This is a genomic window from Thalassococcus lentus, from assembly GCF_028023555.1.
Taxonomy (GTDB): domain Bacteria; phylum Pseudomonadota; class Alphaproteobacteria; order Rhodobacterales; family Rhodobacteraceae; genus Thalassococcus_A; species Thalassococcus_A lentus.
Genome location: NZ_JAQIOY010000003.1, coordinates 680,627 through 700,334, shown reverse-complemented (window position 1 = coordinate 700,334; position 19,708 = coordinate 680,627). Strand labels below are relative to the sequence as shown.

At 56.9% G+C, this 19,708-nt stretch carries 17 protein-coding genes; 9 read left to right on the top strand and 8 right to left on the bottom strand.

The window, feature by feature from the left end:
- Window positions 1-177 precede the first annotated feature (177 nt).
- The gene (locus PFY00_RS12480) at window positions 178-1,080 is read right to left on the bottom strand and encodes a helix-turn-helix domain-containing protein (protein WP_271432879.1); all 903 of its coding nucleotides are present in this window, start codon (window positions 1,078-1,080) and stop codon (window positions 178-180) included.
- A 53-nt stretch (window positions 1,081-1,133) separates the two neighbouring features.
- On the opposite strand from PFY00_RS12480, the gene pobA reads away from it, so the two are divergent.
- Complete coding sequence (pobA, locus tag PFY00_RS12475) at window positions 1,134-2,303, top strand: 4-hydroxybenzoate 3-monooxygenase (RefSeq protein WP_271432878.1); 1,170 nt, start codon at window positions 1,134-1,136, stop codon at window positions 2,301-2,303.
- A gap of 136 nt (window positions 2,304-2,439) precedes the next feature.
- Complete coding sequence (locus tag PFY00_RS12470; protein WP_271432877.1) at window positions 2,440-3,237, top strand: DODA-type extradiol aromatic ring-opening family dioxygenase; 798 nt, start codon at window positions 2,440-2,442, stop codon at window positions 3,235-3,237.
- A gap of 34 nt (window positions 3,238-3,271) precedes the next feature.
- On the opposite strand, the gene PFY00_RS12465 is transcribed toward PFY00_RS12470, so the two are convergent.
- The 5 genes from PFY00_RS12465 to PFY00_RS12445 are packed head-to-tail and all read right to left on the bottom strand — an operon-like array spanning window position 3,272 to window position 8,509.
- Window positions 3,272-4,150, bottom strand: coding sequence for a MurR/RpiR family transcriptional regulator (locus tag PFY00_RS12465; RefSeq protein ID WP_271432876.1), 879 nt, complete (start codon window positions 4,148-4,150; stop codon window positions 3,272-3,274).
- Between the two features lie 30 nt (window positions 4,151-4,180).
- The gene (locus PFY00_RS12460) at window positions 4,181-5,299 is read right to left on the bottom strand and encodes a Gfo/Idh/MocA family protein (RefSeq protein ID WP_271432875.1); all 1,119 of its coding nucleotides are present in this window, start codon (window positions 5,297-5,299) and stop codon (window positions 4,181-4,183) included.
- On the bottom strand, window positions 5,296-6,264 hold the full coding sequence (locus PFY00_RS12455) for a hydroxyacid dehydrogenase (RefSeq protein WP_271432874.1): 969 nt from the start codon (window positions 6,262-6,264) through the stop codon (window positions 5,296-5,298). The genes PFY00_RS12460 and PFY00_RS12455 overlap by 4 nt, the downstream gene beginning before the upstream one ends.
- Window positions 6,264-7,070: an HpcH/HpaI aldolase family protein gene (locus tag PFY00_RS12450; protein ID WP_271432873.1), complete on the bottom strand. Its 807-nt coding sequence runs from the start codon at window positions 7,068-7,070 to the stop codon at window positions 6,264-6,266. Before PFY00_RS12450 ends, PFY00_RS12455 begins: the two co-directional genes overlap by 1 nt.
- Before the next feature lie 8 nt (window positions 7,071-7,078).
- Entirely contained in the window at window positions 7,079-8,509 is a 1,431-nt protein-coding gene (locus tag PFY00_RS12445; protein ID WP_271432872.1) for an NAD-dependent succinate-semialdehyde dehydrogenase, read from the bottom strand.
- A gap of 155 nt (window positions 8,510-8,664) precedes the next feature.
- On the opposite strand from PFY00_RS12445, the gene iolD reads away from it, so the two are divergent.
- The 5 genes from iolD (at window position 8,665) to PFY00_RS12420 (ending at window position 14,458) form a co-directional block, all read left to right on the top strand.
- Window positions 8,665-10,524, top strand: a complete 1,860-nt coding sequence (iolD, locus tag PFY00_RS12440; protein WP_271432871.1) for a 3D-(3,5/4)-trihydroxycyclohexane-1,2-dione acylhydrolase (decyclizing) — start codon at window positions 8,665-8,667, stop codon at window positions 10,522-10,524.
- A gap of 24 nt (window positions 10,525-10,548) precedes the next feature.
- Window positions 10,549-11,364, top strand: coding sequence for an SDR family oxidoreductase (locus PFY00_RS12435; protein WP_271432870.1), 816 nt, complete (start codon window positions 10,549-10,551; stop codon window positions 11,362-11,364).
- A 206-nt stretch (window positions 11,365-11,570) separates the two neighbouring features.
- Window positions 11,571-12,485, top strand: coding sequence for a sugar ABC transporter substrate-binding protein (locus PFY00_RS12430; protein ID WP_271432869.1), 915 nt, complete (start codon window positions 11,571-11,573; stop codon window positions 12,483-12,485).
- 88 nt (window positions 12,486-12,573) lie between these two features.
- Window positions 12,574-13,686, top strand: a complete 1,113-nt coding sequence (locus PFY00_RS12425; RefSeq protein WP_271432868.1) for an ABC transporter permease — start codon at window positions 12,574-12,576, stop codon at window positions 13,684-13,686.
- A 1-nt stretch (window position 13,687) separates the two neighbouring features.
- On the top strand, window positions 13,688-14,458 hold the full coding sequence (locus PFY00_RS12420) for an ATP-binding cassette domain-containing protein (RefSeq protein ID WP_271432867.1): 771 nt from the start codon (window positions 13,688-13,690) through the stop codon (window positions 14,456-14,458).
- A 252-nt stretch (window positions 14,459-14,710) separates the two neighbouring features.
- Here the strand turns inward: PFY00_RS12420 and PFY00_RS12415 are convergent, their stop codons facing one another.
- Window positions 14,711-16,240 carry a hypothetical protein gene (locus PFY00_RS12415; RefSeq protein ID WP_271432866.1) on the bottom strand — a complete coding sequence of 510 codons (1,530 nt, stop codon included), beginning with the start codon at window positions 16,238-16,240 and terminating at the stop codon, window positions 14,711-14,713.
- A gap of 412 nt (window positions 16,241-16,652) precedes the next feature.
- Between PFY00_RS12415 and PFY00_RS12410 the strand changes: the two genes are divergently transcribed.
- Window positions 16,653-17,651 (top strand): ArsJ-associated glyceraldehyde-3-phosphate dehydrogenase, encoded by a 999-nt coding sequence (locus PFY00_RS12410; protein ID WP_271432865.1) that lies wholly within the window; start codon window positions 16,653-16,655, stop codon window positions 17,649-17,651.
- Entirely contained in the window at window positions 17,648-18,919 is a 1,272-nt protein-coding gene (arsJ, locus tag PFY00_RS12405) for an organoarsenical effux MFS transporter ArsJ (RefSeq protein WP_271432864.1), read from the top strand. The genes PFY00_RS12410 and arsJ overlap by 4 nt, the downstream gene beginning before the upstream one ends.
- A 7-nt stretch (window positions 18,920-18,926) precedes the next feature.
- On the opposite strand, the gene PFY00_RS12400 is transcribed toward arsJ, so the two are convergent.
- Window positions 18,927-19,700 (bottom strand): IclR family transcriptional regulator, encoded by a 774-nt coding sequence (locus PFY00_RS12400; protein WP_271432863.1) that lies wholly within the window; start codon window positions 19,698-19,700, stop codon window positions 18,927-18,929.
- Between the last annotated feature and the right edge of the window lie 8 nt (window positions 19,701-19,708).

Here is a 19,708-nt window from a genome sequence, read left to right as displayed (position 1 = left end):
GGGAAATTGTAATGTCAGGGTAAGAAGGGGGAGTGCCGTCGGGATATTATGGAACACCGCCCGGTTCCGTGCCATCGCCGGGCATAGTTTGGGTAGTGGCCACTGATCAGCCTCTTCATTTGGTCCAGCGCCGCATAAGGCCAGAAGGCCGCTGCGCGGCTATAAACAGACGTATGCCTAGACCTGGCCGCTTTGGCTGACAAAATTTGACCGGTATGCCGATGGCGTTTGCTTCTGAAACCTTTTGAAGCGCCGCGCAAAATAGGATGGGTCCTCATATCCAAGCCGGTAACCGATCTCGGCGACGGGCATTTGGGTGAAGGCCAGAAGCCTTGTCGCTTCGGTCATCGTGGCCAGCTCGATATAGGCGGTTGCCCCCAAACCAGTGGCCTGGCGGCACAGCCGGCTCAGATGCCCTGTGCTGATCGACATCGCCTCAGCATAGTCTGAGGCTGTCCAGCCATCACAAAGATGGGTTTGGATCAAATCATCAAGCGCCAAGATGTGATCCGGCAAAGGGCTGCCAACGGTGGACCCGTTTTTTGCGGCGCCTTCGGCGATCAGGCTGAGCACGGAATGTGCCAGAGCCACCGAGAGCTGCGCGCGAAATCTGCTTGGCTTGGTTGCGGCACTGGCCAATTGATCCGAAAGCTGGCTCAGAGCCTTGCTGATTTGTCCGGTCTGCACGTCTGCCAGCAGGCCTTGGAATTCGGATCCCGACAGCCCCACAGATTTCACCACAGCGCTGGGCAGAGAAAACACCCGTCCTTGCGTAAAGGGCTCAATGTCGAAGGCATGGACTTTTTGCTCTGGAATAAAAAGGAATTGTCCGTCACAAAGCGTGGCTTGCAGACGATCGACCTGCGCCGCAACACGGCCGTGTTCCACCATGAATATTTGAGCCATATCCGCATGGCGGTGCGGAGAAATGCGCCAGCCATGGTTCGAGGCGCGGTCTACGAATTCTTCGCAATGAACGACGTCGGGGAACCGGTTGGTTTCCCCGAAGAGTGCAAACACTGGAATCGAATTTTGCGCGCCCATGTTCGAAAAGTACCAGAGTTGGCGTGACCGGTCCATTCCTGCACAGGGCGGCCCGCCGTAGGTTTGCCCAAGTCAGGGGAGGGACCGAGATGAAAACGCAAGTCGCCATTGTCGGTGGTGGGCCGTCCGGTCTGCTTTTGTCTCAGCTTTTGAACCGGGCCGGTGTCGATACCGTCATACTGGAGCGCTCCAGTCGGGATCATGTTCTGTCCCGGATCCGGGCGGGTGTCCTTGAGGCGGGCACTGTGGCTTTACTGCGCGAAGCCGGGGTTGCAGATCGCATGGACAAAGAGGGCATCCCGCATGATGGGTGTTTTCTGACGGACGACGACCTGATGGTTCGGATCAACTTTCGCGAACTGACCGGAACGTCTGTCATGGTTTATGGCCAGACCGAAGTCACCACGGATCTGTATGCCGCTCAGGATGCCATTGGCACGACGATCGTGCACGGGGTTGAGGACGTCGTGCTGAATGATCTGGAAACCTCGGCGCCTTTTGTCGAGTACACGCTGAGAGGTGAGCGGCGGCGGCTGGATTGTCTTTTTGTGGCAGGCTGCGACGGGTTTCACGGTGTAAGCCGCAGAACGATCCCGGCCAACAAACGGCGCGAGTTTGAACGGGTCTATCCCTTTGGCTGGCTGGGCATCCTGTCCCGCACTCCACCGGCCAATCACGAGTTGATCTACGCAAACTCGAGTAACGGGTTTGCCTTGGCCTCCATGCGCAGCGAGACCCTGAGCCGGTACTATGTGCAGGTGTCGCTGGACGAGAAGGTCGAGGACTGGAGCGATGACCGGTTTTGGGAAAGACTGAAATCCTGCCTTCCGCAGGAGGTTGCCGCGACAATGCAAACGGGACCTTCGATTGAAAAATCCATCGCACCGCTGCGTTCTTTTGTGTGTGAACCCTTGCGTTGGGGCCGTCTGTTTCTGGTTGGGGATGCCGCGCATATTGTGCCGCCAACAGGCGCCAAAGGGCTGAATTTGGCTGTGTCGGATGTTTTCTATCTGCATCAGGCGCTGATCGCAGCGATCAAACAAAACGATCCCGGCGGGATCGACCAATACTCGGAACGAGCGCTTTTGCGGATATGGAAGGCCATGCGCTTTAGCTGGCAAATGACAACAATGCTGCATCGCTTTGAAGGGGAAGACAGCTTTGCAGCCCAGATGCGCAAAGCAACGCTGTCACATCTAGCGCGATCTGAAACAGCGCGCCGGGACTTGGCTGAGAACTATATCGGTCTGCCATTCTAGAAGCGCAGCGCGTGTTCAGAACGCAGCGGTCTCTTGCACAGTTGCGGTCAGAGGATGTGCGCAAACGCGCAGTTTCACCGGTTGAACCCCCGCGGTGCGGCCATCACCTAAGAGGCCAGCAACGAAAGGTGATGCCATGAACTCCTCAATGCCGACCTATTTCATTTCCCATGGTGGCGGGCCATGGCCGTATTTGCCGAAAATGCGGGCTGTTTTTGCAAACCTCGAAACATCACTGCGAAAAATGGTCGAAGATCTGCCCGAAAAGCCAAAGGCAGTCTTGATGATCTCGGGCCACTGGGAAGCGGACGACCTGCAGATTATGGCCTCTGAAAAACCGCCGATGGTCTATGACTATCATGGCTTCCCGCCGGAAACCTACGAAGTGGTTTATCCTGCTCCGGGCGCGCCTGGGCTGGCGCAAAAGGCTTTGACGCTTTTGACGGCTCAGGGGATCACGGCGCATCTGAACACCGATCAGGGGTTTGACCACGGCACCTTTACACCTATGGAAATCATGTACCCGGACGCAGATGTCCCGGTCTTTCAGATCTCCTTGCTCAGATCCTATGATCCGGCTGACCATTTTGCGATTGGACGTGCCTTGGCCCCTTTGCGAGACGAAGGTGTGATGATCGTCGGCTCAGGTCTCAGCTTTCACAATTTGCGTATGTTCGGGCCTGCCGCAAAGGCGCCGTCCGAGGCCTTCGATGCATGGCTTGGTCAGGCTTTGGAAAAACCCGCAGAGCAGCGCACCGCAGCCTTGCTGGACTGGGAAAGCGCGCCCTATGCACGGGTCTGCCACAAGCAAGAGGATCATCTCGTGCCGCTGTTTGTTGCGCTGGGTGCCGCTGAAAGCGGTAAGGCAACGCGGATTTACCACGATGTTGGCTTGATGGGGGGGGTGACGGCGTCCAGCTACCGGTTCGACTAGGGCGCGGAACGGGCAGGGCGACCAGAGCTTGGTTTCAGTCTTTGGTGCCCGTGACGGACGGAATGGTGGGGTGGACCGTGCCATTCTGTTCCTTTGCCGCGACGGCGAGTGCCAAGGCCTGTGCCAGACAAATGGGTGCCGTGAGCGACCGAGAGATCAGGCTGCTGTGTTCTGGTGCGGTCAGCAGCACGGTCGCCGATTTCGCAAGCGGTGACAGCGTGCTGTCGGAAATGGCAACAATCGGCACGTGGCTGGCTGCGGCCTCTTCGGCTATTGAAACGACCTCATTGGCGTAGAACCGGAACGATACGGCTAGCAAGGCATCACTGGGCCGGATGGTGCGCGCGATATGTGTCGACAGCCCGCCGCTGGGATCAAGCAGCAGGCATCTTTTGCCTGCCATGGTCAAAAGGTAGCGGATGATCTCGACCACGGGGGCTGACCGCAGTTGACCGAGCAAATAGATGGTGTCCGCCCCGCTGATAATGTCAGCCGCGGACGATAGATCATTCGGTGTGACTTCGTCGAGCAACCCCTGAACGGAAGCCGCGTCACTGACCACCAGATCGCGAAAGAATTCAGCGTCTTCGAGATCTTCGCGGGACCGCATCTCCTTTTCGAGGGCATTGACCCGCGCTTCGAATCCCGGTGCTGCGGTCGCCAGCCTTTGCTGGAACAAGGCCTGCAGATCCTTGAATCCAGAATAGCCCAAAGACTGCGCAAAGCGGACAAAGCTGGATGCGTGCACACCCTGACGTTCGGCAATGGCGTTCACGGAATGCACTGCAACATCATTGGGGTTCTGGGTCAGATACTCAGCGATTTTCTGATAGGTCCGGCTCATTTGGTCGAACCGATCGTGGATCAGCCGGATCAGGCCCTCATAGTCGGCAGGTGCATCTGTTTTGGTCATTGGCCTGCGCCGTTCCCTGATTTGGTGATGCTATACATCGATCCAACGGCCCTCGGTTGAGGATTTATGGATTTTTTCCACGAGGTCCTGAATACGCAGCCCGTCACGGAACGAAAACAGTTCAGATCCGTTGCCAGCAATGGCGTTTACGTAGCCGGCCACTTCAATTGCCTTGAGATCGTTGAACCCGATTTGGTGCCCGGGCGCGACGCAAAAGTTGCCATAGGGCGGATGTTCGGGGGCTGCTTCGATCCGGCGAAATCCGCGACGTCCGGGTTTGTCGTCATTCGAATAAAAGTGCAGTTCGTTAAAGCGTTCCTGACTAAAGCACAGGGCGCCCTTCGCGCCATGAACTTCGAAGTCATGCTGCATCTTGCGCCCGGTCGCGATCCAATTGCCTTCGATTGAACCCGATGCCCCATTCGCAAACCGGACGAATGCTCGCCCTATGTCGTCAACTTCGATGGCCTTGTGTCCGCCCTTGCCGTCGGGGCGTTCTGTGATCGCAGTCACGCAATCCCCCAGCACTTTGGTGATCGGCCCCAAAAGATACTCAGCCGTTGCCAGCGCATGGCTTCCCAGATCGGCCAGTGCGCCGCCACCCTCCGGATCATGCCGAAAGGTATAAGGGCCCTGCGCGTCTGACATATAGTCTTCTGCGTGCAGTCCGCGATAGGAACGGATTTCACCCAGTTCGCCGCCCTCGATCATCTCTTTTGCGAGGCGGAACAGGGGGTTGCACAGATAGTTGAAACCCACCTGTGTCTTGACCCCTGCGGCTTCGGCGGCCTTTGTCATTTCCAACGCATCTGCCGCCAGTGGGGCGAGTGGCTTTTCGCAATAGACGTGTTTACCGGCGGCAATTGCCTCCAGCGCCATTTGCTTGTGCAGCGCATTGGGAGCGGTGATGTCGATCACATCGATCTCAGGGTTGGTCAGCATGTCCCGCCAATTGGACGTGGCATGCTCAAAGCCGAATTCGTGAGCGGCCTTCGCGGCGGCCTCGTCAGTGATGTCCGCAACGGTGTGCAATCTGATCTGGAAGGGCAGGTCAAAAACCTTTTGCGCCGTCGCAAAGCCAAAGACATGGGCCTTGCCCATAAAGCCAGAGCCGATCAGGCCAATCGAAAGTGTTTTCTTGTCAGTCATGTCAGGGCATTCCGGTTGACGATCAAAGCTGGATCAATCGTCTGGTTCAGATAGTTCATCGCATTTTCGATCGACGCGAGAGCCATGCGCTCACTGGCCTCTTCAGTCAATCCCGCGGTGTGTGGTGATAGAATTGTATTGCTCAGATCGGCCAGTGGCAGATCCGGGGTAGGGGGCTCTGTTTCGAAAACATCGATTCCTGCCGCATGCACGCGGCCGCTGGCCAGTGCGCTTGCCAGAGCCTTTTCACAAATGATGCCACCACGGGCGGTGTTGGCGATGACGATACCAGGCTTCATCGCGGCAAATTCAGGCTCGGCCAGCAGGGGTTTGTCCCCCCTTGGCAGGTGCAACGACAGATAATCAGCCCAAGCCAGCCCCTCTTTCAGAGATGCTTCTGGCTCTGCAGTATCCGTGGGCCAGCCGTTGGCTTGCAGATAGGGATCATAGGCTCGCACCTGCATGTCAAAACCACTGGCCATCTTGGCGAGCCGCTGCCCGGCGCGGCCAAATCCGATGATAAAAAGGTTCTTGCCGAATATCTCGCGCTGCTCCAGACGATTTCGCCAACCCCAATCGTCAGGATTTCGCACGGCTCTGTCTGCGCGAATTGCCTGCTTGGCCCCCGCCAACAGCTGCATCATCGCGTGTTCGGCAACAGATATAGAATTGACATCACCGGCCACAGCCAGCGCAATCTTGCGACTGTTCAGGGCCTGCAGATCCACCGCATCATACCCGACCCCATGGCGGGACACGACCTTCAGGCGTTTGGCCTTGGCGATGGTTTCCGCCGACAAAGGCTGGGTCCGGATGACCAGTGCATCGGCTTCGTCAATATAGGGCGCATAAGACGGTTCGGAAATTTCCTGAACATGCGTGATGTCCACGCCTTCGGCGCTGAGTTGCTCCAGCCGCGCGACGCCGCTGGGATGCAATTTTCCGGCAACCAGCAGACGGGGCATCAATAAATCCCGCCTTCTTCGGTTTTGCCTTCGCGGCCGGTCAGCGATCGCCACGCGCCAACGGACGTGGCGGCTGCCTGTGCCAGCAATCGTGAATCGCCACTGACCGTGGTCAGGTTGAAGCCCCAGCCGATGGCCTGGGCTGCATACTCGGCAGTCCCGCAATGAAGACAGGCCGCGATTCCATTTGCTTTGCAGACCGCGGCGATGCGCTGGATCAGTTCGATCATTTCCGGCTCTTGCCGGTCCAGCGCGGGCGGGAGCCGCCCTTGCTGCGTGCCCAGCGTCAGATCGGCGGGTCCGACATAGATGCCGTCCAGTCCGGGCGTTGCGGCGATCTCTTCCAAGTTTTTGACGCCGTCTGCTGTTTCGATCATGGCAAGCGCCAGTACTTCATCGTTGGCGTCGGCCCCATATCCAGGCATTGCCACAACCGCGCGGGTTGGCCCAAAGCTGCGCTGCCCCAACGGTGGATACCGCATGTAGGAAACGAATTCCTCTGCTTCGGTGCGGCTGTTGATCATCGGGCAGATGATGCCCATCGCGCCCGCATCCAGCGCTTTCATGACGTAGCCGGGGTCGCGCCATGGCACGCGGGCCATCAATGTCGCGCCCGAGGCCCGCATCGCCTGAAGCATCGGCAGGGTTTCCGAATAGTCCAGTGCGCCGTGCTGCATATCGATTGTGACACTGTCATAACCCTGAGCGGCCATGATCTCGGCGGTGAAGGGGTTTCCGATGGAGCACCAGCCATTCAGGACTGGCTGGCCCTGGGCCCAAAGCTGTTTGAGTTTGTTGGATTGCATGATGGACCTCAGAGAACGATTTGAGAAAGTTTGGTGTCGAGGTAGTCCTCGATGCCTTCGCAGCCGCCTTCGCGGCCAAGTCCCGAATAATTGGTGCCACCAAATGGCGCTTCGGACGCGGCCAGCGCAAAGGAATTGATCCCGACCATGCCTGCCTTCAGCGTTCTGGTGGCCGTGCGTGCGCGGTCTGCGCTGCGGGTAAATGCGTAGGCGGACAGACCCATTTGCGATGCATTGGCGCGTTCCAGCGCTTCGTCGTCATCACGGAAACGGGTGATTGCAGCAATCGGGCCAAAGTTTTCTTCGGCAAAGACCCGCATGTCATCGGTAACGTTGCTCAGCACGGTGGGTTCATAGAAATGGCCGGCGTCAAAACCTTTGGCGGGCTGTCCGCCGGCTTCAAGCACCGCGCCGCGTTGCACGGCATCCTGAACAACGGCGTCCACGTCCCGTAGACGCCCCGCATTGATCAGAGGGCCCATCTCGGTCGCCTCGTCTTGGCCATTGCCAAGTTTGATCGCTTTCGCCCGCTGGGCAAATTCGGCAACAAATGCATCGTGCAGGGACTCGTGCACAAAGAAGCGGTCGGGCGTTACGCAGACCTGCCCGGCGTTTCCAAATTTGGAGGGAACACAGGCATCCAGCGCCGCGCTTAGATCGGCGTCGTCAAAGATGATGCATGGCGCGTTGCCCCCGAGTTCCATTGAGACCTTTTTGACCGTGGCTGCGGCGTCGCGGATCATCTGCTGACCCACGCGGGTCGACCCGGTCAAGGACACTTTGCGAACGCGCGGGTCGGCCATGACGGGCTCATAGGTGTTGGCCGTCGAGCCAACGACGAGATTGACCGCGCCATCCGGAAAGCCGCCAGCCCGCAGGCAATCGACCATGATCATGGCCACGCCCGGCGTCTGCGACGACGGACGCAATACCACAGGACATCCCGCTGCAAGGGCAGGGGCCAGTTTGCGCGCAGGCAGCGAGGCTGGAAAATTCCATGCGGTAAACGCACCGACGATGCCCACAGGTTCCTTGGTTACCTCGAACCTGCCGCCCGGCACGCGGCTTTCGACAATGCGCCCATAGATGCGACGGGCCTCTTCGGCGTACCAGCGGAATTGATCCACCGACAATCCCCATTCACGGGCCGATTGTGCGATTGGTTTTCCGGTCTCAAGGGTGATCATCCGGGCCGCTTCTTGGCTGCGGGTGGCCATTTCATCAGCAACGCGATGCAGCGCATCAGCGCGTGCAAAACCGCCCATGTCTTGGAGCGGAGCAAGCGCCTCTGCGGCCGAATCAATCGCCTGTTTGGTGTCTTGAACCGACGCTGTTGCAACAGATCCCAACGCCTGTTCGGTCGCCGGTGAGTGCACTTCCGATTGCGTGTCGGAAGACCGCCAAGCCCCTTTAATATATAGGCCAAATGCGTCGTACATATGCGATTTTCCCCTTGGGTGATGGTCGTTGTCCCGCTCAGTTCTGCAATGGCTTGCAACAAATTCGAGCAATTTCGCAATAATCGTTGCAGACATTGAATTTTGTCAATAAGCATTCCAATGCGAGTTTTCGAACCGCCAGTGGAGGAGCCGAAATGACAGCAAAAACCGTCAAGCTGACAGTGGGTCAGGCGCTTGTGCGTTACCTGATCAACCAGCACACCGAAATCGATGGCGAACGGGTTCAATTGTTTGCCGGTGTGTTCGGTATCTTCGGGCACGGCAACGTCACCTGTCTTTCCGAAGCGCTGGAGCAGGTTCAGGATGTGCTGCCAACATGGCGCGGTCAGAACGAGCAATCGATGGCGCTTGCGGCGATCGGCTACGGAAAGGCGAAACTGCGCCGCCAGATCATGATCGCAACCACGTCCGTTGGCCCGGGTGCCACGAACATGGTTACTGCGGCAGGCGTTGCGCATGCCAACCGTTTGCCGGTTCTGCTGTTGTCCGGTGATACCTATAACAACCGGCTTCCGGATCCGGTGCTGCAACAGGTCGAACACTTCGGCGAGCCGTCCACAACCGTGAACGACAGTTTCCGCGCCGTGTCGCGGTTCTGGGATCGGATCACGCACCCAGCGCAGATTTTATCGTCTCTGCCGCAGGCGGTAGCGACCATGATGGACCCGGCCGATTGTGGCCCGGCGTTTATTGGTTTGCCGCAGGATATTCAGGAAATTGCCTACGACTACCCGGTTGCGTTCTTTGAGCCGACGCTTTGGACCATTCCACGCAATCGTCCGGATCGTGATCAGGTGGCGGCTGCGGCTGAATTGCTGAAAACTGCCAAGAAGCCTCTGATCATCTCTGGCGGTGGCGTGCGGTATTCAGGTGCTGGTGAGGCCTTGGCCGATTTCGCAAAGGCGCGCGGCATTCCAATGGCCGAAACCATCGCGGGCAAAGGCGCGGTCGTGCATGACCATCCTGCCTACGTCGGGGCAATCGGCATCGAGGGCACGGACGCTGCGAAGGTGCTGGCGGAAAACGCAGATGTTGTCGTTGCGGTCGGCACGCGGCTGCAGGATTTCACGACCGGGTCCTGGACGACCTTTGCGCCGGACAGTCGGTTCATCAATATCAACGCGGCGCGTTTTGATGCGCGCAAACATGGATCTCTGCCGGTGGTCGGTGACGCGCTTGAGTGTATCGCCGAACTGGATCAGGCGATTGGCGACTGGGTCTGTGAGCCTGCAAGGATGGACGAAGCGCGCGGGCTTTATGCAGACTGGAACCAGATGCTGGACGAAGGTCAGGCCGCGACCAATGCGGCTGTGCCGAGCTATGCGCAGGTCATCGGGGTGGTCAACAAAATCGCCCGTCCTGAGGATACAATGGTTACTGCGGCGGGTGGCCTGCCGGGTGAAACTGTCAAGAACTGGCGCGTGAAAGCGCCCAATACCTATGATTGCGAATTCGGGTTTTCCTGCATGGGCTACGAAATTGCCGGTGCTTGGGGGCACGCGATGGCCAAGGACGGTGACGGCGTTCCAATCGTCATGGTCGGGGATGGTTCCTACATGATGATGAATTCAGACATTCATTCGTCAGTTTTGTCTGGTCACAAAATGATCGTGGTTGTTTGCGACAACGGCGGGTTTGGCGTCATCAACCGTTTGCAGACCGGCATGGGTGTGCCCGGCTTCAACAACTTGTTGAAAGACAGCCGTGTTGTGAACAAGCAAAACCCGCGCCGTGTCGACTTTGCCAAACATGCCGAAGCCATGGGTGCATACGCGCGCCACTGCGACAGCCTTGCCGATCTTGAGGCGGCGATGGAGTGGGCGCTGACAACGGATGGCACGACAGTCATCAGCATAGAATCGGATGCCTACACGTGGACCCCGGGCGGCGCCGATTGGTATGTCGGGGTTCCGGAAATCAATGACCGCGAAAGCATCCGCGAGGCCCGCAAAGGACAAGAGGCGTTCCGCGCGAAACAGCGGCAGGGCATCTGATGGCTGCGGGCGAGGGATAAGTCAGTGAACCGTGTGGATGGAAAGGTCGCCTTGGTGACCGGCGGAACGCAGGGATTGGGCGAAGCGATCGCGCGCCAACTGGCCGAGGCCGGTGCCAAGGGTCTGGCCATCGTCGGCCGGGATCAGAGCAAGGGTGAGGCCACAGCCAGACGGATTGAAACCGAGACCGGTGTGCCTGTGCTGATGGTTGCGGCTGATCTTGCTGACATCGATGCGGTTCAGGGGATCGTTGCCGGGGTGGATCAGCGTTTCGGTCAGCTGGACATTCTGGTCAATGCCGCCGGGTTCACGGATCGCGGCAATCTGCTGAACACAACACCAGAGCTCTTTGATCAGATGATGGCTGTCAACGTCCGCGCGCCGTTTTTCTTGATGCAGGCGGCCATTGGTGTGATGGAGCGCGAGAATTGCGAAGGCCGCATCGTTAACATCGGTTCAACATCCGAGAGGGCAGGGCAGCCGTTTCTTGCGCCCTATTGTGCATCAAAAGGCGCATTGGCCACGCTGACCCGTCACGCAGGATTTGCGCTGATGAGAAATCGCATCCACGTCAATCAACTCGATATTGGCTGGATGGCGTCTGATCATGAGCGCAAGATCCAAATCGAAGAGACGGGTGATCCGGACTGGGAAGAAAAGGCAAAGGCCCAATTGCCCTTCGGGCGACTGCTCGATCCAAAGGAAGTTGCACGTGCCGTGCTGTGGATGGCTTCGGATGACAGCGGAATGATGACAGGGGCCGTCATCCACTATGATCAATCGGTTTGGGGCGGCTACGACGGACAGGCGCCTGCACCCGAAAACCCACTGAAACCGTGAATAAAAATGGGAACAATTGTTGAAGTGCAAACAGACGGTGGATAAGGTTCATATAGCGCTATCATCGCCTGGCGACGCGCTCAAAAAATACCGCTTTGCGAATGCGGAGTTGGTCACGACCCCACACGACTGGGGCAATAGGGTCTGAATTCAGACTTCCGGATAAAGCAAGGTGCGCCGGACACCACATTTTTGGGAGGAACCAAATGAAAAAAGTACTTCTTGCTGCTGCAGCAGCATCCATGGTGGCAGGCGCAGTTGTCGCCGAAGAACGCTATGTCATGATCACGCACACACAGGGTACAGACCCTTTCTGGCCCGTTGTTGAAAAGGGTGGTCGCGATGCAGCAGAAGATGTTGGCGCAACTCTGGAATACAACTTCGACGTATCCGGCGACATGGCGGCAATGGCCAAGCTGATCGAAGCTGCGGCTGCGACCCAGCCTGACGGCATCATCGTTTCGCTTCCTGATGCGGCGGCGCTTGGCCCTGCAATCAAGGCGGCTGTTGCTGACGGCGTTCCAGTTGTCACAATCAACTCCGGTCTGGAGTCCTCTGCAGAACTGGGTGCTCTGATGCACGTTGGTCAGCCCGAGCGTCTCGCCGGTGAAAAAGCAGGCGCACGTGCGGCGGCTGAAGGTGTGACCAAAGGCCTGTGCCTGAACCAGGAATCGTTCAATACAGCTCTGGTTGACCGTTGCTCCGGTTACTTTGACGGCATCGGCGGCGATCTCAACATGATCGACGTTTCGAATGACCCTGCACAGATCGAAACCCGTACAGCTGCTGCTCTTCAGGCAGACGAGTCGATCGACGGCGTTCTGGCTGTTGGCCCACACGTTTGTGAAGCGGCAACCAAGGCGATCGAAGCCGTTGGCGCTGACGTGCACCTCGCGTGCTTCGACCTCAGCCCAGGTGTTATGGACATGATCGAAGACGGTCGCGCCGCATTCACCATCGACCAGCAGCAGCGCCTGCAGGGCTACATGCCCGTTATCGTGCTGCATCTCTACAACAACCACGCTGGTCTTCTCCCAGGTGCGAACATCCCATCGGGCCCAGGTTTTGTTGATGCATCCAACGCCGCATCGGTCAAAGCCCTCGCTGGCGTCGACAGATAAAATCAGCACTGCAGAACATAAGAACAGGCGGCATCCAGTCGCCTGTTTTTTTAGCTAAAATCAGCGATTAGGAGAGGGGTGCATTCATATGGCTGACCGAAACGAAGCCGACCGGCTACAGCAAGAAACCAAGCTACAACGCGCGATGCGACGACCTGAAATTGGCTCGTTCCTCGTGATGGTTGTGATCATCATTGCTTTGGCCATCGCATCAGAAGGCAAGTCGTTCAACGCACTTGGTCTGAAAAATAACATCGCCATCATTGCGCAGTACGGGATCATTGCGACAGGCGCTGCGGTTCTCATGATTTCCGGTGAATTTGATCTGTCTATCGGATCGATGATCGGTTTTGCCGGTATGTCCATGGCGATGATGCTGAAATGGGGTCTGCCATTTGGGCTGGGCGAAGCGACACCCTTTACCGCCTTCTTGCTCACACTGGTCATGACGCTGGCGATTGGCTGGATCATTGGCAACGTTGTCGTCCGATCGGGGCTTTCGAGCTTTATCGTGACCCTTGCCTTCCTGTTCTTCCTGCGGGGCGTGACCGAAGTCAGCTTCCGTCTGATCAACAAATCCACACAGATTTCCGGCCTGCCGGACTACAAGGAAACCAGCTGGTTTGCCGACCTGATGGGCGGTGAAGTCTTTGGCTGGTTCTATGACCTCTGGTTCATGCTTGGCGGCAACTTAAACCGTCGCGGAGAGCAATGGGTCGAGGGCTTTGATGCGCGTTTCTTGTGGTGGCTCGTGATTGCCGGCGTTGCATACTTTGTGCTGAGCCGTACACAAATCGGAAACTGGATCTACGCGACCGGTGACAATCAGGACGCAGCCCGCGCCAACGGTGTTCCCACCAACAAGGTCAAGATCGGCCTGTTCATGTTCACCGCGTTCTGCGCAACCATGTTCGCAGCTTGTCAGGTGTTCGACACCAACACATCCGACGCGGCCAAAGGCAACTTGATGGAACTCTTTGCCATCGCGATTGCCGTTGTTGGCGGCACGCTGATGACCGGCGGTTTCGGTTCGATCATCGGTGTTGTTTTCGGGGCGATCACGGTCGGTCTCGTGGCCAACGCGGTGTTCTTTATTCCCGCGATCGACGGCGCTTGGTTCCGTGTGTTCCTGGGCGGCATTCTCTTGGCAGCGGTGTTTGCAAACGAACGCATCCGCAAACGCATCACAGGAGGGATTTGATATGGCTACCCCGTATCTTCGCGTCAAAAACCTGGTCAAGCGTTTCGGACCTTTCACCGCGCTGGGCGGTGTTGATCTGGACGTCTATCCTGGCGAAGTGCACTGCCTTTTGGGGGACAACGGTGCCGGTAAATCGACCCTGATCAAAACCTTGGCTGGTGTTCACCAACCGACCGAGGGCACGATCATGATCGACGACAAACCCGTCAATTTCCAATCGCCGCGTGATGCGTCTGATGCAGGGATTGGCACGGTTTATCAGGACCTCGCTCTGAACCAGTTGATGAGTGTCACGCGTAACTTCTTTATGGGCCGAGAATTGAAGGGCCCGTTGGGAACCCTGCGCATGGAAGAGATGAACCAGATCGCGCATGATGAAATGCTCAAGATCGGGATCGACTTTTCGGATCCAACCCAAGCGGTCGGCACCATGTCGGGTGGTCAGCGTCAGACGCTGGCGATTGCCCGGGCTATTTACTTTGGCGCTAAGGTTCTGATCCTTGATGAACCGACGTCGGCCTTGGGGCAAAAGCAGCAGATGGGCGTTTTGAAAACGATCAAGAGAGTCCGCGCGCGCGGCGATATCGCGATCATCTTCATCACGCACAACGAGCTGCATTCGCGCCTTGTTGGCGACCGCTATACCTTCCTCGCACTGGGTAAGGTGATCGGCTCTGGTGTGGCGTCTGAAATCGGTGACGAAGAAATGCGTCGTCTGATGGCAGGCGGCACCGACATGGGCGATCTGAAAGAAGAGCTTGCTGCGATCTGAAGCTGGCGACATGGCCTGAGGTTTCGGCAGGCTTTGTTCCAAAGATCCATAAGAGCCAGAAAAAGGCCCCACAGATATGTGGGGCCTTTCTTGTTGACCTGCCTCGGAACGGGTGGTGCCGGATTTTTAGTGCCGGTCTTGCCGTTCGCTGCCGCAGTTTGGAATTGCCTCAAATCATTCTGGGGTCGCTTTTGCTCGGTGGCTCATGATGCCCGTTTGAATGCCTTTCTCGAAAACGGTCGATGTCTTGGATCACTGTGTCTGGACCGTGATCTGGACCATTTCGTAAGGGTCCAGTTCGACGTTGAAGACTGGTGAATTATAGGAGTAGTCGGTCAGTGTCGCGCCAACATCGTGTTCGTTCAGATAGTATGGTTCACCGTCAACCATTACGGATTCTGCATTTTGCCAGCCCATGCCCGGCACGTAGTGGCGCCCATTTGACGTTTCACGATCGTAGCCAATAACAACGCCTTGTGCTGAGACGAAGTCTTCAATGATGTCCGTTAGATCAACTGTGAAATTGACTGGCTCTGTGGAATTGCTGCCAATGTAGAACACGTACTCGCCGTCACCTTCGTAGGCCGCGATTTCCATGCCATTATCTACACCGTCAATGTCCACACGGATCAATTCTTTGCCGGGCAGCACGTCAGACATAAGGTCAAAAATCGCGCCCCTCAGGGTCTCGACAACGCGGCCCTGATCATCGGTGCGCACTTCGCCGTCGTCAGCCGGGCCGCCCAAATCGTTTGACGTGTTGTGCACCACAGGCCAAACGTAGGCACCATCGACGCCCATTTCGACCATGTTTTCCACCATTTCAGTCAGGATCGACGTGCTGCGCAGACCGTTGCAGGGACAGTTGCCCATCCGCAAGTTCCACTCTGTGACATAGAAATCCAGATCCTGATCGAACCGGCTCTGCCAGATTTCAAAATCGACGTTCATGTAACGAACTTCGGCGCGTGAATCCTCGAAAGGAATTGGCGACTGGTTCCAGTAGTAGTGTTCCACCACACCGTCGATTTCAGCCAGAGCGGTTTCACTGAACTGGTCAATGATCTGGTTGTTGGAGTCGTACAAACGATCCATGAAGGGGCGGTCGTCATCCGTGCCGTTGAACTCGGATTGGCCGAATGTTGCGCCCATCTGCACCAGAATGTCTGCGTCTTCTTCGCCTGCTGCGGCGATGCCGCGGGCGAGGGCTTCGACGGCGATATTCGCGCGTTGGCCGTACTCGGTTTCGCCCATTGCCGCCCAGTATTCGTTGCCGACCTCGAAAGCGATGACGACGTCACCGTATTCGCGCATCACCAGTTCCGCCCAGCGGTCCAGATCTTCGCCATAACTCTCGAGAGGAGCGTTTGTTGTGGGGATGGTAAGAACCACCGAGCCATCGACCGAGTCGAGAAAATTAGTCAATTCAGGCCGAAGCTCGCCCTCATCCGTGAGAGCAGTAATGTCCAGCCAACCTTCTCCATCGGCCTCTCGAGGGTCAAACTCTGCTTGGCCTGAGGGAAACCTGACAGTGTCGACTTCAAATTCTTCAAGCGCGCTTTCGAAAGTTTCAGTTGGAATGCCGTTGTCGGTGTGCACTGAGTAGACGGCATCGACGCCGAACATGTTTTCTGACACGAAAAGCCCGGTGCGATCGAAATTTTCGGTGGTATCGGTAATGACCGGATCGTCTTGGACGGTTTCGTCGCTCTGATCATGGTCGTCTTGTGTGTCGTTGTCGTCTCCGCCCGTGTCCATTCCACCTGCAAGGGCAAGAAGCATTGGAGCGAGAAGTAGTAACGCAAAACCCATCTTGGTAAACCTCCGCTCTTAGTTGTTTGTGACCAAATTGTGATCTCTTTGGGGGAGGGGCAATTCCTCAAAATTCGAAAAGCGGAATGTGAAAAATGAAAAACGCCATGCAAATGTTTCGTCACGGCCCTTATTTTTATGACCATTTTCAAAACCGCGATGCCATTGGAAACAGTGTGTTTTTCTCTTGGCTTTGTGTCCCCAAACCCAAAGAAATCTGATGTGTGAGGCGGTGAAATCGGATCGATTGTGCCGAAATGAAGGCGACGGCGGTCTTGTTGCCGCGGCTTAGCTCTCTCCGTTTCGCGGTCTTTTCAGCTGGTGACCGGTTCGATTAAAAGGCAGCGAAAGATCTGGGGTGACAGGCAGCAGGAGAAGGCCATTGACGGTTTTTGCTTTGAACGGATTGGGACGGATCGGTAAGCTGGCCCTGAAGCCCTTGCTGGAGCGCGGGGCGGAGATTGCTTGGATCAATGACGCCGTTGGTGATCCGGCCATGCATGCCCATCTTTTTGAGTTCGACACGGTGCACGGACGCTGGGACGCAGCGATTTCAAGCGATGATGACAGTGTCACGATCGACCGCACCCGGCTGCCTTTTATCGGCACTCGCAATATCGCTGACCTGCCGTTGGAAGGCGTCGATGTGGTCATTGACTGCACGGGTGTGTTCAAAACCGAAAGCAAGATTGCACCGTATTTTGCTGGAGGCGTGAAAAAGGTCGTTGTGTCGGCCCCAGTCAAAGACGGCGATGCTGTGAACATCGTCTATGGCGTGAACCACGACATTTATGAGCCGGATCGCCACTCTATTGTCACGGCGGCCAGCTGCACCACAAACTGTCTGGCTCCGGTGGTCAAAGTGATCCACGAGGCTTTGGGCATTAAACACGGATCGATTACGACCATACATGACGTCACCAACACACAGACGATTGTGGATCGACCGGCCAAGGACTTGCGACGCGCGCGATCGGCGTTGAATTCACTGATCCCGACCACGACGGGCAGTGCGACGGCCATCACGCTTATCTATCCCGAACTCAAGGGACGGCTGGATGGTCATGCGGTTCGGGTCCCGTTGCTGAACGCGTCGTTGACGGACTGCGTATTCGAAGTCGAACGCGAAACATCGGTGCAAGAGGTCAATGCGCTGTTCAAGGCGGCTGCGGATGGTCCATTGCAGGGCATTCTGGGATATGAAGAGCGCCCGTTGGTTTCGACGGATTACACCAATGATGAACGTTCGGGCATTGTGGATGCGCTGTCGACCATGGTGGTGAACGGAACGCAGGTCAAAGTCTATGCGTGGTACGACAATGAAATGGGCTATGCGCATCGGCTCGTGGATGTCGCTTTGATGGTCGGGGACTCCCTTTGACGAAATCTGCCCCTGACCGGCCTGAAGGGACATCTGCATATATCGCAGTGACCGGCGCTTATTGGGCTTTCATGCTGACCGATGGCGCGCTGAGAATGCTGGTCTTGTTGCATTTCCACAAACTGGGGTTTTCCCCGGTCCAACTGGCTTATCTTTTTGTTCTCTATGAAATTGCCGGCGTTGTGACCAATCTGTCCGCCGGCTGGATCGCTGCGCGATTTGGTCTGACATCAACGCTCTATGCTGGTCTGGGTCTTCAGGTTCTTGCGCTTCTGGCGCTGACACAACTGGATCCGGCTTGGACGGTCGGATTTTCAGTGATCTTCGTCATGTTGGTCCAAGGGGCCAGTGGGGTGGCCAAAGATTTGGCGAAGATGTCGTCAAAATCCGCCGTGAAGCTACTGGCTCCGCAAGAGGGTGGGGCGCTGTTTCGCTGGGTTGCTTTGCTGACCGGATCGAAGAACGCGGTGAAAGGGATCGGATTTTTTCTGGGCGCTGTCTTGCTGGGCACGGTTGGGTTTGTTTGGGCCGTTTTGGTCATGACACTGATGCTGGCCCTGATCCTTCTGGTTGTTCTGTTCGCTATGCCGCCTGGCCTGCCAGCGGGGCGCAAAACGGCCAAGTTTTCCGAAGTTTTCTCCAAATCGGCCAATGTGAACTGGCTGTCTGTGGCACGCGTCTTTTTGTTCGGGGCACGGGATGTCTGGTTTGTGGTCGGGATCCCGATCTACTTCTACGCGGTTTTGTCGGATGGAAGCGAGGCAGGCAATCGGACCGCATTCTTTTTGATCGGCAGTTTCATGGCAGTCTGGATCATTCTCTATGGCGTGGTGCAAACATTGGCACCTCGAATGCTGAATGCGCAGATGCGATCCGAAACCGATTTGCTGTCATTGGCCCCCGTGTGGGCATGGCGGCTGGCCGTGATACCCGGTGGTTTGATGGCCGCAACGCTCTTTGCGCAGTCCGGTGAAACATGGCTGACCGGTGTTTTGGTGGCAGGGCTTTTGGTGTTTGGTGCCGTATTTGCGATCAATTCGTCACTACATTCCTACCTGATCCTGTCCTTTACCAAATCCGAGCGTGTGACGATGGATGTAGGGTTTTACTACATGGCTAACGCCGCAGGCCGATTGATGGGCACGCTTTTGTCCGGCGTGACCTATCAAGTCGGCGGACTGACCGCGATGCTGGGAACTGCCTGCGTAATGGTGGCGCTTGCTGCGGTCGCCAGCGGCAAGCTGGAATTCGAAAAGACGGCAGCTTAGTGGTCGCTCAAAGCAATTCTTCGAGACGCCGGGCCGCAATGCGCAATTCAGGCAATTGCCGCGCGAGGCTTTCAACGCTGTGTCGCTGCGTTGGGGCATGGATCGACAACGTTGTCTGCAGACGTCCCTGACTGTCATTGATCGGAACCGCGATGGCGGTCATTCCGATCATGAATTCTTCGTTGTCTGTTGCGTAACCGCGGCCACGGGTCAGGGCCAGTTCTTCGAACAAAGCATCCGTGCTGATGATTGTTTGTTCCGTCACCTTAGGCAGTTCGAGCCATTTGAGAAACCGGTCCAGTTTGTCGGACCGCAGGGATGACAGATACATCTTGCCACTGGCCGTGGCGTGCAGGGGCACTTTGGTTCCGACGGGCAGCTGAATGCGCAGGGGCCAATGGGTTTCGACGCGGTCGAGATAAACCATCCCGAAACGCCCAGGTGCGGCGAGGTTGCAGGTTTCCTCTACAACCTCGGCCAGCTTTTTCATGATAACCAGACGTTCGGTGCGAATGCGCTGCGATGACAGCGTATTGGCCGACAATGTACGCATCCGTTTGCCGGGGCCAAACGACCGGCCGTCAATGTCGCGCTGCAGGAAACCCTGTTCCTCAGCCGTTGTCAGCAGTCGATGCATTGTCGGCTTGGGCAGGTTCAGCGCATCTGCCAGCGACGATGCCGAGACAGGGACACCCGCCTGCGCAACTTCTTCCAGGATCAGAAGAAGGCGCAGGTTGGTTGGGATTTGACCCTTTTCAGCATTGTGACCGTCGTCTGGCATGCCATTCC

Excerpts from the sequence above, each read along its gene's own strand:
- PFY00_RS12470 (WP_271432877.1), top strand. The coding sequence starts at position 2,440 with ATGAACTCCTCAATGCCGACCTATTTCATTTCCCATGGTGGCGGGCCA.
- PFY00_RS12420 (WP_271432867.1), top strand. The coding sequence starts at position 13,688 with ATGGCTACCCCGTATCTTCGCGTCAAAAACCTGGTCAAGCGTTTCGGA.
- PFY00_RS12450 (WP_271432873.1), bottom strand. The coding sequence starts at position 7,070 with ATGCAATCCAACAAACTCAAACAGCTTTGGGCCCAGGGCCAGCCAGTC.
- PFY00_RS12415 (WP_271432866.1), bottom strand. The coding sequence starts at position 16,240 with ATGCTTCTTGCCCTTGCAGGTGGAATGGACACGGGCGGAGACGACAAC.
- PFY00_RS12400 (WP_271432863.1), bottom strand. The coding sequence starts at position 19,700 with ATGCCAGACGACGGTCACAATGCTGAAAAGGGTCAAATCCCAACCAAC.
- PFY00_RS12445 (WP_271432872.1), bottom strand. The coding sequence starts at position 8,509 with ATGTACGACGCATTTGGCCTATATATTAAAGGGGCTTGGCGGTCTTCC.
- PFY00_RS12465 (WP_271432876.1), bottom strand. The coding sequence starts at position 4,150 with ATGACCAAAACAGATGCACCTGCCGACTATGAGGGCCTGATCCGGCTG.
- PFY00_RS12455 (WP_271432874.1), bottom strand. The coding sequence starts at position 6,264 with ATGCCCCGTCTGCTGGTTGCCGGAAAATTGCATCCCAGCGGCGTCGCG.
- iolD (WP_271432871.1), top strand. The coding sequence starts at position 8,665 with ATGACAGCAAAAACCGTCAAGCTGACAGTGGGTCAGGCGCTTGTGCGT.
- PFY00_RS12460 (WP_271432875.1), bottom strand. The coding sequence starts at position 5,299 with ATGACTGACAAGAAAACACTTTCGATTGGCCTGATCGGCTCTGGCTTT.
- PFY00_RS12425 (WP_271432868.1), top strand. The coding sequence starts at position 12,574 with ATGGCTGACCGAAACGAAGCCGACCGGCTACAGCAAGAAACCAAGCTA.
- PFY00_RS12430 (WP_271432869.1), top strand. The coding sequence starts at position 11,571 with ATGAAAAAAGTACTTCTTGCTGCTGCAGCAGCATCCATGGTGGCAGGC.
- PFY00_RS12480 (WP_271432879.1), bottom strand. The coding sequence starts at position 1,080 with ATGGACCGGTCACGCCAACTCTGGTACTTTTCGAACATGGGCGCGCAA.
- pobA (WP_271432878.1), top strand. The coding sequence starts at position 1,134 with ATGAAAACGCAAGTCGCCATTGTCGGTGGTGGGCCGTCCGGTCTGCTT.